Annotated in this window: 13 protein-coding genes; 9 read left to right on the plus strand and 4 right to left on the minus strand. The window is 56.2% G+C overall.

The window, feature by feature from the left end; genetic code table 11:
- The first annotated feature begins 2 nt into the window (after positions 1-2).
- The gene (locus ACNFBR_RS16945) at positions 3-176 is read left to right on the plus strand and encodes a hypothetical protein (protein ID WP_416735989.1); all 174 of its coding nucleotides are present in this window, start codon (positions 3-5) and stop codon (positions 174-176) included.
- 64 nt (positions 177-240) lie between these two features.
- Here the strand turns inward: ACNFBR_RS16945 and ACNFBR_RS16950 are convergent, their stop codons facing one another.
- Together ACNFBR_RS16950 and ACNFBR_RS16955 are read right to left on the minus strand one after the other, a co-directional pair.
- The gene (locus ACNFBR_RS16950; protein ID WP_416735990.1) at positions 241-867 is read right to left on the minus strand and encodes a helix-turn-helix transcriptional regulator; all 627 of its coding nucleotides are present in this window, start codon (positions 865-867) and stop codon (positions 241-243) included.
- Positions 868-926: 59 nt separating this feature from the next.
- Positions 927-1,829: a LysR family transcriptional regulator gene (locus ACNFBR_RS16955; RefSeq protein WP_416735991.1), complete on the minus strand. Its 903-nt coding sequence runs from the start codon at positions 1,827-1,829 to the stop codon at positions 927-929.
- A 94-nt stretch (positions 1,830-1,923) separates the two neighbouring features.
- On the opposite strand from ACNFBR_RS16955, the gene ACNFBR_RS16960 reads away from it, so the two are divergent.
- Positions 1,924-3,060, plus strand: a complete 1,137-nt coding sequence (locus ACNFBR_RS16960; protein ID WP_416735992.1) for a DSD1 family PLP-dependent enzyme — start codon at positions 1,924-1,926, stop codon at positions 3,058-3,060.
- A 519-nt stretch (positions 3,061-3,579) separates the two neighbouring features.
- Here the strand turns inward: ACNFBR_RS16960 and ACNFBR_RS16965 are convergent.
- Positions 3,580-4,098 (minus strand): hypothetical protein, encoded by a 519-nt coding sequence (locus tag ACNFBR_RS16965; protein ID WP_416735993.1) that lies wholly within the window; start codon positions 4,096-4,098, stop codon positions 3,580-3,582.
- A gap of 389 nt (positions 4,099-4,487) precedes the next feature.
- On the opposite strand from ACNFBR_RS16965, the gene ACNFBR_RS16970 reads away from it, so the two are divergent.
- From ACNFBR_RS16970 to ACNFBR_RS17000, 7 genes are all read left to right on the plus strand, one after another.
- Positions 4,488-5,465 carry a phospholipase D family protein gene (locus ACNFBR_RS16970; RefSeq protein WP_416735994.1) on the plus strand — a complete coding sequence of 326 codons (978 nt, stop codon included), beginning with the start codon at positions 4,488-4,490 and terminating at the stop codon, positions 5,463-5,465.
- Between the two features lie 70 nt (positions 5,466-5,535).
- A complete protein-coding gene (locus tag ACNFBR_RS16975; RefSeq protein WP_416735995.1) occupies positions 5,536-9,555 on the plus strand; it encodes an NACHT domain-containing protein in 4,020 nt (1,339 codons plus the stop codon).
- A 66-nt stretch (positions 9,556-9,621) separates the two neighbouring features.
- Positions 9,622-10,296 carry an XRE family transcriptional regulator gene (locus ACNFBR_RS16980; RefSeq protein WP_416735996.1) on the plus strand — a complete coding sequence of 225 codons (675 nt, stop codon included), beginning with the start codon at positions 9,622-9,624 and terminating at the stop codon, positions 10,294-10,296.
- Between the two features lie 19 nt (positions 10,297-10,315).
- Positions 10,316-11,116: a zinc ribbon domain-containing protein gene (locus ACNFBR_RS16985; protein ID WP_416735997.1), complete on the plus strand. Its 801-nt coding sequence runs from the start codon at positions 10,316-10,318 to the stop codon at positions 11,114-11,116.
- 169 nt (positions 11,117-11,285) lie between these two features.
- Positions 11,286-12,518, plus strand: a complete 1,233-nt coding sequence (locus ACNFBR_RS16990; RefSeq protein WP_416735998.1) for a hypothetical protein — start codon at positions 11,286-11,288, stop codon at positions 12,516-12,518.
- Between the two features lie 223 nt (positions 12,519-12,741).
- On the plus strand, positions 12,742-13,338 hold the full coding sequence (locus tag ACNFBR_RS16995; RefSeq protein ID WP_416735999.1) for a hypothetical protein: 597 nt from the start codon (positions 12,742-12,744) through the stop codon (positions 13,336-13,338).
- Entirely contained in the window at positions 13,335-13,853 is a 519-nt protein-coding gene (locus ACNFBR_RS17000; RefSeq protein WP_416736000.1) for a hypothetical protein, read from the plus strand. Before ACNFBR_RS16995 ends, ACNFBR_RS17000 begins: the two co-directional genes overlap by 4 nt.
- 289 nt (positions 13,854-14,142) lie before the next feature.
- Here the strand turns inward: ACNFBR_RS17000 and ACNFBR_RS17005 are convergent, their stop codons facing one another.
- Positions 14,143-14,910 carry a DUF6602 domain-containing protein gene (locus ACNFBR_RS17005; protein ID WP_416736001.1) on the minus strand — a complete coding sequence of 256 codons (768 nt, stop codon included), beginning with the start codon at positions 14,908-14,910 and terminating at the stop codon, positions 14,143-14,145.
- Positions 14,911-14,982: the final 72 nt, after the last annotated feature.

A 14,982-nucleotide genomic window follows, 5' to 3' on the forward strand; every position in this document is an offset into this window, starting at 1 on the left:
CTATGTGTGGCTCAGCCATTACGGTACGTGTTCGCCCAGGCGATAACTTGATGACCCTGAAGGCGATCCAGATGGCTCGTCCGGGGGGCGTTCTGGTCGTTGACGGGAGCGGTGATCAGACCCGAGCAATCATTGGCGGTATCATGCGATATCGAGGACGGTACTCTCGACCCTGATCGCTTCAATGCTTTGCTCAGGGCCAAGGGTTGTCCGGTCTGATCACGGGTCAGAAATGTTCGATCATCTCGAGTCGCTGTAGACGGTCGCTCGGGAAACACCTAGATGGGAGGCCACGGTCTCCATCGCCTTCCTGATCTCGAGCAAACCAGCATCCTTCAGCTCCTGCAGGAGGACTCTTCGGTCGGCTGCTTTAAGCGCCCTAGGGGTGGTAGCAAGGCGAGCGGCGAACTGGTCTATCTTGGCTCGGATTGTCTCCGCGCCACTGCTTTCCAGGGATTCGTGCGGGCGATTTCCACTGAAAGAGCCGAACTGTTCAAGCATTCCCTGAAGGCCACGGAACAGAGACAGATCAACGTTCATGCATAAGGCGGCGACATAGCGACCGGTTGAGTCCTTGATGCCAATTGAGGTGCTCTTCACCTGACGACCATCTTTGAACTGGTTCGGGTAGTTGGCGATGACCTGCGGGTAAGCCGGGTCTGCGATCCTTGCGAGCCCGAGTTCGGTTGCCGGGTGACCAACCTCCCGGCCCGATAGATTGTTGTGGATGGCCAGGATTGCGTGTTCAGGGTCACGAAGGTCATGTAAAACGACCTCACAGAATGGGCTGAAGGTCTGGCTCAGGCCTTCGGCGATCTGTTCCATTTGGCTAATGAGCGCTTCTTGTTCGGGGGTAGTTTTCTTCATGGGTTGAAGATTTCCAGCCTTGTTGAATAGCGATTGATCGGGCTGAGGGTAGGCTCAGATCAGACCGCTTCAGGGATTGGGGATCGGAAAGACGAGCCCAGGAAACTGCTGAGCATCTGTACCTTCCGTGATCGATTTTTCTTGGTTGGGACGAGTAGGAGAATTGGCGCGGTATCGAACTGCCAATCGGGTAGTACCCGCACCAGAGCGCCGTTTGCAACCGACTCAGCCACGTCCCATTGGGATCGCAGCACCAGGCCCAGATCGCTCTCGGCCCATCTACGGGCTACGCCACCATCGTTGGTAGTCATGGCCGGGAGGATTCGAACCGACTGTGTCTGTGCTTTTTTGTGGAGGTGCCAGAAAGTGACATGCTCATCGTTTTCGCGAATACAAATGCAGCGATGGGAGGCCAAATCGTCAGGTTCTTTGGGTGCACCGTTCTTCTGCAAATAGCTCGGACTGGCACATAGCCAACGCTCGTTGGATGCCAACACCTGAGCAGTCCATGAGCTATCCGAAATGGAGCCAATGTGGATGACTGCATCGCAGTTGCTCCGGTCTGGCCAAGGGGTTTCTTTCAAGTCGAGCTCGATCTTGAGTTTAGGGTGGAGCTTGGCAAAACGGGCAAGCACCGGAGCTAGGCGCAAGCGACCGAATCCGAAAGGTGCGCAAAGGCGCAGTACCCCTTGTAATTGCTGGTCGTCTGCAATCATGGATTCAGAAAGTTCTTCCAGTGATTGAAGAAGGCGCTTGCCTTCTTCAGCCAGGCGCTCGCCGTCCTCGGTCAATGACAATCGTCTGGAATCCCGGCTCGCAAGCTTGAGGCCCAATTCACCTTCCAGCTTGCGCAGCCGCATGGAAAGGGCGGCGGTAGTAACCCGCATTTTGCGAGCCGCCTCGCTGAGTGAGCCTGAGGCAGAAATTGCGGTGACGAGCTCTAGGTCGGCGAAAGTAAGCATTAAAGATTTCTTAACCTTTGATTAAGTTACCGTTAACCAAAAATATAGTCATCGGGCTAGAGTTGCAACTACAAACCCGTTTAGAGATTTGCCGATGACCACTTCAATTGAGTTCCTGGACACACCCGTAGCCGTAGTCGATGTTTTGTGCATGACGCGCAACATTGAACGGATGCAACAGCGGGCTAACAGCCTTGGCGTGAGGTTGCGACCTCATGTGAAAACCACCAAATGCACCCAGGTAGTCGAGGCGCAGATTCAGGCTGGGGCGCAGGGTGTCACTGTCTCGACGCTCAAGGAAGCCCAAGCGTTCTTCGCACAGGGTGTGACCGACATTCTGTATGCGGTCGCAATGGCGCCCACCAAACTCGCTCAGGCATTGGAGCTGCGTCGAGCTGGGTGTGCGCTGATCATTGTCACTGACAGTGCCGCAGGCGCACGGGCCATCGTCGATTTTGGGCGCGCCAATGACGAGCAATTTGAAGTCTTCATCGAAATTGACAGTGATCACCACCGCTCAGGCGTTCGCAGCGATGACCCGCTGCTTCTTGAAATTGCCACTGTCCTCCATCAGGGGGGAGCAGTGCTCAAAGGCGTGATGACTCATGCCGGTGAAAGCTACAAGTTGAACACCCTTGAAGCACTCCAGGAAATCGCTGAACTGGAGCGCTCCGAATGCGTTAAGGCTGCTGAGAATATTCGCGCTGCAGGTCTTTCTTGCCCCGAGGTCAGTGTGGGCTCGACGCCGACAGCGCTTTCTGCCGTGCACCTTGAAGGTGTTACCGAGCTGCGAGCTGGGGTTTACGTGTTCTTTGACCTGGTCATGCATAACGTTGGCGTATGTGCGCTCGAAGACCTGGCTCTGTCTGTCCTAACCACCGTGATCGGACACCAACCAGACAAGGGTTGGATCATCACCGATTCAGGCTGGATGGCCATGAGCCGAGACAGGGGTACTCAGTCCCAGCAGTGCGACTTCGGGTATGGCCTGGTATGCGACTCGAATGGGGCGATCATCGAAGGCTTGTTGCTGCGCTCCGCCAACCAGGAGCACGGTGTTGCCTCTTTTGAGGAAGGTATGAGCATGGATGTGGAGAAGCTTTATCCAATTGGCACTCGCCTGCGCGTTCTGCCCAACCACGCCTGTGCAACAGGTGCTCAATATCCAGCCTATGAAGCGCTGCAGGCGAATGGTGAGGCAGCTCATTGGCCTCGTGTGAATGGTTGGTGATGAGATGGGCTCTTCGGGGCTAGTAAGAGGCAGGAATGATCAGCTAACAAGCATGCGCGAAGCCCCTAAAGACTGTCAGGGTCCCCGAAGAACATTTTGACATGGCTCTAGGGCGGTGGTTTCAGAAGACTATTTTGAAGCTATGCCCCCAGTTTTGCCCCCAGTCGCCGCAGGTGCACGGGCGATCGCGACTGGCGATTTCTGACACGGGCGAGGGTGGTCGTCAGCGGCCTTCAGTGTACGCCATTCTCGGCTTGTTCGGGCATGCCTGAAGACTGGTGCCTAGGGCAGGACGCCAAGCATGGCACGTGAGCGTAGACGACGCTCCGGTTCCAAATGCTCTCACTGCTGCGCTACCTTGAGGTCGGCGGTTGCTTCGCTTGAGCAGCGATGTATTTATTGATGGGATCGTGAGGCTTACGGTCCCCCGCTGCGCATTCGGGGAGCCTGAAGCCTGGATCAAGCGCGGAGGACTCGTTCAACTTGGCTAGGAAACGGTCCTCAAGGGCGGCTGCGCTCTTAGCCGAGCTGGCCATGGCGTTCGAGTATTCGCATCAAAACGCTGTTCGCATGACTGAAGTTCTCGCGCTGATCGCGAAGCTCATAGGCCCATTTTGCGCCGTGGAAGAGATTGTTGCGTAGGCGCCAGACGATCATCAGGAGAGCCAACATTCGGTCGCATGGGGTGTCGTTCCCCCCTTCAATAACCGCCTGAACGAGGTCACGGTGGTCTGAGGGCCGGAGTTGCAGGTGAGGGAAATGGTGAGTCAATTCACCGTCGGCATAGTAACGACTCCGATAATAGGTAAGCTCCGCGTCGTAGAGCTCAGCTCCTAGCGTTCCGTCCAAAGTCCAGGCATCGATTCGTTCGCGGATGCGATCAGTCCGGGCATAGTTCTCCATGATCTGTGCCTCGAAAAGACTCCAAAGAAAGGCGAAGTCGAATATGACGCGGCGATCAAGATCTGGTAAGCGCTGAAAGCCGGGGGCCCGGGCTTCAAGCCATTGTTCACTTACACTAAGTTTCCTGTCAGTCATGTCTCAGTCGTCCAAGTCTTCGTTGCGTGGGTCCATCGCTCAATCACCAGTTCGCTTCCATTACCTTGAAGCATTGCCTCCAGGCGTGAACCAGATCGTCTCGATTCATTGTCGCGCTACGTGTCGGGATCAAGGCTCAATGCCATCGCTCGCACCTGAATGCTGCCGTTTTGGTCGAGGGGTGTGGTTCATCCTTGATCCTTGGCATAGGGCAGTTGCTGCTGGTATGGCAGAGTAATGGCCCACCCTGGTGGCGGCAACCTACCAAACGATGCTGTCACCGCCACACTGGCCGTTACCAGCACAATTCACAGGAGTGCCTTCAATTGTTCGTTCGCCCTGATCAATACCAGTCAGTAGTAGCCACAGTAGTCGCCGAAGAGCCGCGCTTGGACGTCGCGGTAGCGTTCTGGGGAGAAGACGCCGATGTGCACATCCACCCTGAGATCTCCAAACCCATCCGGATGATCGTTAACTTGCGCAGTGGCGGTACGAACCCTTGGATGATCAAGGGCCTGCTAAAAAGGGCGAAGAAGAATCCTCATATCGAGATTCAACAGTGCGACCGCCTGCACGCCAAGGTGATCGTAGGTGAAGCGAACCTGGTTGTAGGTAGTGCCAACCTCAGCCGAAATGGCCTTGGTTTGGAGGGGCAAGAGCTCGCTCACTGGCTGGAGGCGGGGATCCACACAACCACGACTGATGAAGTGCGTGCGGCTCAACAATGGTTCGAGCAGCTCTGGAGATCAGCTGAGACTCGGGTCATCACCGACGATGACCTCAAAGCCGCCATCGTTGCCTATAACCGCAATCGGAACGCAAGACCTGACTACTCGCCTAAGGGGCCATTCACGTTTGCCAAATATCTGCCGCACGAGCTCGAGGTGCGCGATGCCTATGCACTGATTTACAACTCTCGCCCCTGCGAAGAGGCCGATGAGGCCAGGGATCGGTACCACCAGCAGATTGTCGCAGAGCAGGGGGGCGAGAAAGGCCGTAGAGCCAGCAAGCACTGGAATTTCGAGTCCTGGCCCAATACTCTCGACACTACGGGGAAGTACGAGTATCTGTGCCTTTTCCTTGAGAATGACGGGGAGCTGGTGGTTGATGGAGTGTGCAGGATGACCGGCCTGCGAATTCCATTTCAGTACGGTGATGAGGGTGGTGAAGGGTGGGTCGACCTGGCCAGGCCAACATCGACCTTAATGGGACATAGCCTGAAGCGGGCTCAGCGTGAGGCGCTCGCGCTCGAATTGGGGTCCAGCATCAGCGATATTTGGGAGGAGGCTGAAAAACTCGAGGAGGGCGCGCGCAGAATTCACCTGAGCGAGATTGCACGGATCCTGGCGCGGCACACCGCCGAATGACTCCAGTTACCCGAGCCGGGCCCAGCATCTTGTATCATGCCGGGCTCGATTGAGCCTGGCCCGTACCCACATGACCATTGCCCCACTTGACCGCCTCATAACGACCGGTACTGCTGCTGATGAAGCTAGAGACGCTCGGCCGCTGAGCAGCCTGCTCAGCGAACGATTCATTGTGCTCCTCGGTGCCCCTGGTATGGGCAAGTCCGTGGCGCTCAGCCAGCTAGCCCAGCTGGAGGGAGAAACCTGTCACCCTGCATTTGCCGTGGTTGAGCAGCAATTTACACCCGGTTCGACAATCTACATCGATGCCCTTGATGAGATTCCGGTGGACGAGGCCAGGGGCATCGCAAGGGCATTACAGCGCACTCCGGACGTCAGGTGGCGGGTAAGTTGCCGGGCTGAAAGCTGGAACGAAGGCGGGCGCCTCAGTCAGGCTTTCGGTGATAGGGGAGCTTCAACTGGTGTGGCCCCTGCAGTTGCCCAATTGCTTCCTTTAACGGAGCAAGAGGCAGTCAGAGTGCTTCATGCGTTTGGCTGCGTAGATCCGGCAGCACTCCTCGCCAGGCTGGAGGTGATACGTTCGACTGCCTTCACGATGACGCCTCTGGGTTTGAAATTCCTCACAAAGGCCGACATAGAGTCACCCGCCGAGTTGACGCGATTCGAGCTTTACCGGTCTGGCGTTGAGCACCTGGCGTTTGAGCACAACAATATCAAACAGGAAGATGGCCAGCTTGCCACCCTCACGATGGACGCCAGGCTCGACATTGCCGGCCGCGTCGGCCTGGCACTGCTGTTGTCAGGCAGGCATCGGATCAAGCTTTCCGTTTTTACAGATGACACCGCGGTCACGTGTGACGACTTGAGGCTCGACCGCACTGCATTGACAGCAGTGTTGGACACCGCGTTGTTTATCAAAGCCGGGGACGTGTTCCAGCCGCTTCACCGTAGCATTCAGGAATTTCTCGCCGGACGTTTCCTCGCAAGGCTTGTCACTAGCGAGGTTGGCAACGCGAAGCTCCATGCTGAACGCGCGCTGGCGCTCATCGTGTCTGCAGACGGCTTACCTGCGGACGGAATGCGTCCCCTCTATGCGTGGTATGCAGGTCACCTGGTCAGCTTCGGACGCTCAGATGAAGCGATGAGACTGGCACAACTAGACCCGGATTCATTGCTTCTTCACGGCGACACGGCAAAATTGCCCGTCGAGGCGAGGTTAACGGTTCTCAGGGACGTGGGTTCTAGAGACCCTTTCTTCCGGTGGGCGCCCAACCAGTGGGCACCAGCAGAGATCACAACGGTGGGCCTCATCACTGATGACATGCTTAGCCAGGTGATAGGGATGCTGGCCGACGAGACGTCAGGCTACCGCATCAATATGCTCTTGGAGGCGCTGTCTGTAGGTAAGCCCCATGCCGCTGCAGCTGATGTCTGCTGGGGCATGGTAGTGAGTCAAGCTGGGGTTGAGTGGTGCCGGCGCGCAGCAGTCAAAGCCTGGCTCCACTGCGGCCAGCCTACTATTGAGGCGATTTGGACGAACATTGAGCACCTCTGCCATATGGCGGAGCATGATTACGGCAACCTGCGCTCGATGGCCCAGCTGTTCTGCGCTATCCCTTCACAGCAACTGAACCTGGCTGATTTGAATCGGCTATTGAAAGTGCTGATGGCGGTGCACACCGCTCTCTATGACACTTTGAGAAATGTGGGTGGCCCCACCCCCACTATCACCTACGCCCTACGAGATGCTGCATGGCATGTAGCGCCGAGATCATGGCGCGAGTTGATTACAGAAGACCCGAAAAACTGGCGCGTTGCGAAAGGTAAGGGGTCGATACAGCAAACATTTGCCTCCCACCTCGGCATTGCCGTTGTTACGCAGTTTGAGCCAACTATTGAAGAGTTCGCCTGCCTGTTGATCGCAACAGGTTTGATTGTTGGTGATGACTCCCCCTTCAGCCGTGCCGCGCGTGAGTACATTGAATCGCGGGGTGTGGCTGATGACCTAGTGGCTGAAATCGCCGCTGTTACCGACCTTGAGATTGCTGATTGTGGCTCGATTGGCATGGGATTGCGGATCCTCGGCATTTCACCCACCGCAGCGTCCGTCAGTTTGCTTCTGAACTCAAGTCAACTGCTGGCCAGGACAGGGGGCGCTTATGTTGGACGGCAAGTGGTGGCCTGGGTTCTGCGGCAGGGTGAGGCAACGCCTGACTGGTTTCCAGCCTTGCTTACGGCACGCCTAGACCGAGAAGTAGTATCTACGGTCAGGGCCGCTATCACTGCACATGAGGAGGAGCTTTCGATCCTGCAAGCACGTGCAGCCAATAGTGTGGAGGCCCAGCTACAACGAAGAATCAAGGTTTGCCAGACAGCTGAAACAATCACCGATGACCAATTAAGCGAGCTCTTCTACTGGGGGGCAGAGATTTATGCTGGAAATTCGCCCCTGCCTCTTGTGGCTTGCAACGGAACAGAAGCGCTGAATGAAGCCTTCGGCGAGAAGCTTGCTGGTGCGGTAGCCGACGGGATTGTCGAGGGTCAGTGTTCTCCTACAGGGGTGCATCTCGCAGCCCGGGCATCATTGCTGATTGACAAGGGTCGTGACCTCATTGGATTGTCGACCGTAGAAATCATCAGGGTGTACTTGTCTGCCGAGTACCTGAGAAGCTCCTACCTCAAAGATAGGCTTGAGGACCAGTGCATCACTTTGCTTGAAAGCGCCTTCCGCACAGAGCCAGAAACGCTCGCTCAGCTCTCCCGTGTAAATGACGGATCTTGGCGCACCCTACTGGAAAAGCTCGGAGAGAAGCCGCGGGCTGGTGATTTGCAGGCGTGGGCCGTAAACGCACTTGTACGGCAACCAGACATGGTCGACAGAGGCTTGCTGAACGCGGCACAAAATCTAGCCTGGATGAACCTTGACCTCGATGAGCTAGTCTCGGTCGCTCGAACCTTCATTGACCGCCTGGTCGAGCAATGCAAGCAGGAGCCTCAGGGTAGGCTCTATTCCACCATCATCTCGGATCGACTTCAGTGGGCATACTTCGGCGTTTGCATTGAGCCGGGCTTGTTCAGTGATGACTTCACCCGAGCATTGGAGGTGGCCGATGACCATACGATCCACCGTTTGATCGTCGACGACTACCCGCTAAAAGGCTTTAGTACTGAGCCTTCTACTACGATCAGCATCAGCGCCCTCCTGATTCGGTTTTTCATCGCCCGATCGCCATCAATGGAAGGGCATTACGATCGCATCAGGATCGACACCGCAAAGGTGATGAAGTCGATCAGGCTTTCGGGTGAGAGACAGGCGGAAAGTGTCCTGAAGTCGCTGGTTGCCGCTGCGGAGGGAACGGCTTGGGAGCTGCTGCTCAGGCATGACCTCGAGGTCTACCGTCGTGACGCCCGGGCATTGGATTGTTCGTTGATTACCCCGGCTGACTTAGCCAAAGTGATTGATAGCAAAGGCCCCATCAGTGTCAGTGATCTGCGAGCTCTGACCCTTATGGAGCTGCGCAAGGTTGCAGCAGAAATCCAGTCTTCGCCATTGAACATCTGGAGCCTTTACTGGAATGAAGATGCGCCTAAGCCAGAGAACGATTGCCGCGATATTTTAGCCGATAAGCTTCGTGATCGCCTGCGGGTTTATGGTGACTTCGAGGTATCTCCAGAGGTGGCGTCTGCAGGAGGGACTCGGGCTGACATGGTGGTCACGCACGGGACCTTGTCTCTACCGTTCGAGGCAAAACGTTCAGGCCACAGTCACCTCTGGTACGGGCATAGCGGTCAGCTTCAAACCTATACACAGGCGCCGAGCACTGAAGGGCAGGGGATCTACATTGTCTTTTGGTTCGGGAAGGGGCTGAAGATCCCGGCATCGCCGGAGGGCACCACGCCTGACACACCTAATGCACTCAAGGTCGCACTTGAGGGGCAGTTGCCGGCAGAGCTAAGGGCCATAACATCTGTTGTTGTCCTGGACCTTACTGACGCTGGCGCTGCTGCGAAAGTACGAAAAGAGTCCGGTTACGAGGAAGGAAAGGCGGCCAAACGAGAGAGCCGAGCCAGCAGGAGAGTAAAAAAATAGGTTTTATGGAGCGCTTGCGCTCCATCTGCCTGACAAGATGGAGTGCCAACGCTCCAAGATGAATTGATGTGGCAGAAAGCCATGCATATTCTTCCGACATCAGAAACGGAAGAGGCCATCATGGAAAAAGTCGAAATCGGAGGAGCACCATCGCTCACTCTGGGCCACTACTTCAGAGACAACTTGAACGCAGCGCTGTTTGTCGGTGGCAAGCAGCGAGATAGCGGTCGCCCTGGACCAATCACCGCAACCTACATACAGCGCGAAAAAGGAATTGCCCGGAGCACTGTACGTGCGCTGAAGGCGGAGGGCGAGGTTGAGCCAAACCCTGACCTGCAGACTATTGAGAAGCTTGCTGAAATTCTGGACGTGCCGCCAGCATTTCTTTTGATGCGCCCCCAGGATTGGCTGGCGCTTGCCGAAGCGATCGGTAGTTGCCAGGACTTCCTCGCCGCCGCGGTGAAGTTGCAGAGTGAGGACAAGCTCCACCTTGGCAACCCCGTTGAAAAGGTCCTGCGGGAGTGCAAGGTACACCCGGATCAACGCCCGTTTGGCATAGGAGCTTCCGCGGAGGTAGACAGAGCCATGGCGCGCGATGAATGGCGCCGGCGTCGCTGCCATCGCTTGGATGCCCTAATGCTGCGTCAAGTGTACCAAGAGCAGCCCAGGGCCTGGCTTGCGGCGATTGCAGGAGCGATGGTCAGTAACAAAACCCCACATTCTCCAACAAATCTCGATTAACAACTGAGGAGGTACCCGCATGTCCATGATTCAGGATCCCGACCTGGCAGATGTTCTCTCTACCGCTGGCGCCGACGACCTCAGCCTGCTGATCGATGTAATCACTGATAGCGGTAAGGGCCGCATTTCTCTGTCTTCAACAGTATGCCGACAGCTGAGTGAGGCGAAGGACACACAGATAACTGACTTCGAGCGGGGTTTGATAGCTGAAGAGCTGTCCCGTTTCGGCGGCAACTCACTGATGAACATCTTCCGTGGTGGTAGTGGTGTGCCTTACAAGGAGCTGCTCGGGGACGTTGCTTCGCATGTTGGGGTAGGCAAAGGATCTGACTGCGCGAAGATGGAGTTGGCCATCATCGGCAAGGTAGTGGAGCAGTCGATGAGCCGCATGAGCGAAGAAGATAAAGCAACATTCTTCGACTCTCTGGGTGGCACCTACCGACCTGGGATGGGGCCAGGCGCGCTCGCTACATTGCTTGCAAGCCTGAGTGCAACAGGCACGTACCAGCTCACTGCGGCCGTCGCGGGTGCAACAATGACAAGCCTGGTCGGCCGTAGCGTAGCGTTTGCTGGTGCAGCAGGTATGGGAAGGGGGTTTGCAGTCCTCACAGGTCCAGTCGGATGGGCGATTACTGGAATCTGGACTGCATTTGACCTGGCCAGCCCGGCATATCGAGTGACTGTGCCTTGCGTGATCCAGATTGGCCACATGCGGCAAAAAATGCTTTTGGCTAACGCATGTCCCGCATGCGCGCAGCCGGTGGATGCAGGAAACAAGTTTTGTCCTAGCTGTGGCGCAAGCCTCAAGGCGAGGACCTGAGCATGAACACCACGATATCGCCCTTGGAGTTTCTCATCACAAATGCTATCTGCGTGGCGGCTGGTGCCCTGGCCGTCGTTGCGTTTCAGTGCGGCGCCAAGGCCGTTTACCGCGCGGGACAGCGAAACCCGGGCCAAACGTCGGCTAAGCGCAATCAATAGAGAAGGGAATGATCATGTACCGCAATGAGCACGCAGCACTTCTGGCTGCACAGAATGAGCAAGCTGAGTCGATCAAAAAGTCGATCCAGAAACTGCAGAACGAATGCACCTGGTACCAAGGGTTTGATTGTGACGTTGCCAGCACCGATTTGGCACATCTGACCCGGATCAATACTGAGGTCAGACAACGCCTCGAGCTGTTGAGTACGAGCAGCGAGTCGATCCGCAGAGAGAAGGCGAAGCTGGATGAGGCTTCTGGGGCTGACAGCTGGCTGGCCAGCTTGTGGCTTTCCGCTGACCAGAAGGTTGCAAAGCACCAAGCGGGGGAACTGGCGAAACGGCTAGAAATGCTGTCGCAGTCACGGTGTGAAGCAGAGGCCGAGCTTGCCAAACATGAGCCCGGGGAAAAGCTTCTGGCTGGTAATTTGACGCGATACCGCGAGTTTAACCTCCTCGAGGCCACCGCAACCGTTGCTGGAATGACCAGTGAACTCCAGCAGTTGAGTATCAGAATGGAGAGCACGAGGATTGCGAGCAACAAGTGGGAAGCGATGGCCGGTGTAGCAGTCCGGGAATGGCAGCACAGCTCCCGTCAGCTGGAGATGCTCGAAAATGATATCGCCAAGGCAGAGGGTTTTGAGCGTGCTCTGGCACGTAGCTCGAGCAGCTCGGAGAGATGGGCAATTCACCAGGCATGTAAGGAGAGCTTCGAGGATGAGAGTCCGCGTAACATCCTCAGAAAGCTGAAAGCCAAGCGCGGCCATTACGAGATTGACCTCGATAAAAAGAAAGTGCGCGTCGAGGACAACCTTCGCCTCCTCGATAATGCGATTGAAACGGTGATCCTAGATGGGAACAACCTATGCTACCGGCCGGCTGAAAACGGGAAGTCCACCTTCATAGGGCTAGGCGCAGTCACGGCTCTCGTCCCGCATCTGAGCGAGCTGTACAAGGTGGTCGTGATGTTTGACCCAGGGATCTGTTCAAAGCTTTCCACAAGTGAGTCTGAGCTGCAGGCGCAGTTTCCACAGGCGCGTGTCAGTGTAATGTGTAACGGGGCTAGGGCTGATGAAGGCTTGCTCGCCGCCGCTGCTTTTGATGCTGGAGCTTTCATTGTTAGCAACGACCGCTTCGCGGATTACCCTGAGCAGGCTGCTGTCAAAGAGCGACGAGTTCTGTCTCACCTAATTCACGCGCAATCGGTGCAGGTTCAACAGCTGCAGGTCAACATCCCTTACTGAAGCCTGATTGGCGACATGGCTAGGCACTGTACTAAAAGAGATGTCGTAAGCACCGCCGACAGCAGGCCAATGTGATCATGGCTGCAAAAATTTTTTGCGGAATTGCAGTTCGCATGGATGGCATGCAACTGAGGGATTGCATGGCCTTTGGTATGCAGCTCTCGCAGAGTGGTGAAGGCGCGGGCAACATCGCAGCGTGCGGCGCGAATTGGGAGCAAAAGACATGAATGACAGAAGGGAATCGATGGTGGTGGGGGGCTTGGCTTTTCATGAGCAGGATGAGTTCGGCCAAACCACCGGCCGATCGGCAACCTTTGAGGGCGGTGAGATTCAGCCTTTGAGGTATGAGGACCTCGAGAAAATTAACCTCGACGGCCCGATCTTGATTCCATTGAGAGTCACGGGTGCTCGGGTCGTGGAGAGTAACTATCCTGATCTGCCGATCGCAACGGAGGGTATGGTCAATGCCCCGCTCGAGAGCCACTATGCGAGCAAAGCAATCGGCCTTGTCCGCGGCGGGTGGCTTCCATCTGGCCTGGCTTTGCGTGAGGGGATGACGGTGCTGCCTGATCGCTGCACGATCAAAGATCTAGCAGCTCGGTACCGGGACGGGGTGAAGAGATTCTCGGGGGATGATTTCCTGGACATCTTTCAGGGCAAAGCCGTTCGGATCAATCCAGGGCTGTTCGCTATGGAGGGTAATGAACGGGATATCCCTACGCCGGAGCGGGTGCTCGATCAGTGGGCTGAGGCCAAAAGAAGCTGCTTGACGCGCTGCCAGATGTGCAAATTGTGCCGGACGCAGCAGTCCAGGGGGTGATCGGCCTAGTCTCGGATATGCGCAGCAGCTTTGACCGGCAAGTCGAGTTCTTATGCCTGGTGGCCCCAAAACTTCAAGCTCCCGTCAGCGCCAGCCGGCGGCCGGAAGCCTGGCACTGGGTGCTTGAAACGGCACAGAAGTGTGGGCTTACAAGGGGCTCGCTGGTCGTACTCGCAGCTCTGAGCATGGTCGTTGTCGTCAAGGGCCCGAGCCCTGCCAAGCGCCTTATCAAACCGTCAGCCAAGTACTCAAAAGCCGATGCGTATAATGCCCTGGCGGATCTGAGAGCACTTGAGTTACTCATGCGCCTGTACGCCGCCTTCCCCGATGAAAAAGTCATGCTGTGCACCGGCGACAAGAATCTCGCATTGTTCTGGGCGGGGATTCGAGCTTCAGGTTTCATACGGGAAGGAATGATCACCAGATACACCCTGTCGCCAGTGCAGGCATTATTCCAGAAGGCTACCCCCGACCTGATGGAGGCCTATTTCGCGGCGGAGATGAAGGAACACTAGCTGAGGAGCATCTGGTTGACGCGCAGAATGTGGATGTCCAGGATCTCAACGTCATCGGAGTCGTGCCAGTTCCGGGCGGTCTAGGAAGCGGTCTTGTAATCGATTCCAGGCCCGGCAGCAACCAGTCTCGTAATGCCGCCCACCCACCCGCTGTGGTTGCTCGAGCGCCTTGGAGAGGATCTATTGCTCAACTTATCTCCAATAGTGAAGGTTTCGTATCTATCTGCTCTCGGGTAGGTAGTCATTCATTGACATTGCCTGGGCTCGGCGCATCCCTTCCTGGTCATGGTCACATAGGGAACAGGTCAATGGCCTCGATCTGTTTTGAGATTTTGTTGCGGTGGTAGGCGGCTCGCGGCGCCAGCTCTGAGGGTATCTGTGACTGGACGTAGTCTTCGACGGCGCTATAAACCGAGAGGTAGAACAGTTCCAATGCGTTGATCGCAGTACCTTCCTGGTCATGGTAGAAGTAGGACAGGTACCCCATGCCATCCCTGCGATCGATCACCATGTCTTTCTTCAGATGGTAGGAAGAATCAAGGCCCGTGATCTCATCCGGTAGACGACAGAAAGTATCGTGATCGAACTCGGTCCTGCCGTCCGGATGCGGATAGCAATGGAACCAGCTGGACAGGGTCCCCATCTGTGGCGCGTTGAACATAAATAGGTAGGTACGATAGGTCCCTCTCACGGAGTCGAACGCCTCGAAGTATTTGATCACCTCCTCGAAGGCGCGCTTGTTGATGGAGGTTTTCACTTCGATCACGGCGATTACCGCTTCCACCGGGACCACCACGACTGCGCCAGCTCGATAGAAAGGGGCGTATCGATGGGCGTCATAGATCAGAATGTCACATTGTTTTGAGAGCCCACCATCTGGGCTCAGTATGAAGCCTTGTTCCGCTCTCACTTGGCCAGGCAGGTGTTCCTGGAGGAACTCACGCAGCACGGCTTCAGCCAACGCTCCCGTTGAGGGGTTGTGCTTGGTGATGTACACCTTGGCCTGACTAATTTTACTGGCCAACTGGTCAGCTAGGTGATCGAAGTATCTGCTCATACTGTGCGGCGTCCTTGTCGGCCCGCAGGAGGCGCGGGCACTGGCGACATCCACGACAGTTTGACATACCTG

The sequence above is a fragment of the Pseudomonas sp. NY11955 genome (assembly GCF_048068035.1).
Lineage (GTDB): Bacteria > Pseudomonadota > Gammaproteobacteria > Pseudomonadales > Pseudomonadaceae > Aquipseudomonas.

Bases quoted from the DNA above. Each gene is read 5' to 3' on its own strand.
- ACNFBR_RS16945 (WP_416735989.1), top strand. From the start codon at position 3: ATGTGTGGCTCAGCCATTACGGTACGTGTTCGCCCAGGCGATAACTTG.
- ACNFBR_RS16950 (WP_416735990.1), bottom strand. From the start codon at position 867: ATGAAGAAAACTACCCCCGAACAAGAAGCGCTCATTAGCCAAATGGAA.
- ACNFBR_RS16955 (WP_416735991.1), bottom strand. From the start codon at position 1,829: ATGCTTACTTTCGCCGACCTAGAGCTCGTCACCGCAATTTCTGCCTCA.
- ACNFBR_RS16960 (WP_416735992.1), top strand. From the start codon at position 1,924: ATGACCACTTCAATTGAGTTCCTGGACACACCCGTAGCCGTAGTCGAT.
- ACNFBR_RS16965 (WP_416735993.1), bottom strand. From the start codon at position 4,098: ATGACTGACAGGAAACTTAGTGTAAGTGAACAATGGCTTGAAGCCCGG.
- ACNFBR_RS16975 (WP_416735995.1), top strand. From the start codon at position 5,536: ATGACCATTGCCCCACTTGACCGCCTCATAACGACCGGTACTGCTGCT.
- ACNFBR_RS16980 (WP_416735996.1), top strand. From the start codon at position 9,622: ATGTGGCAGAAAGCCATGCATATTCTTCCGACATCAGAAACGGAAGAG.
- ACNFBR_RS16985 (WP_416735997.1), top strand. From the start codon at position 10,316: ATGTCCATGATTCAGGATCCCGACCTGGCAGATGTTCTCTCTACCGCT.
- ACNFBR_RS16990 (WP_416735998.1), top strand. From the start codon at position 11,286: ATGATCATGTACCGCAATGAGCACGCAGCACTTCTGGCTGCACAGAAT.
- ACNFBR_RS16995 (WP_416735999.1), top strand. From the start codon at position 12,742: ATGAATGACAGAAGGGAATCGATGGTGGTGGGGGGCTTGGCTTTTCAT.
- ACNFBR_RS17005 (WP_416736001.1), bottom strand. From the start codon at position 14,910: ATGAGCAGATACTTCGATCACCTAGCTGACCAGTTGGCCAGTAAAATT.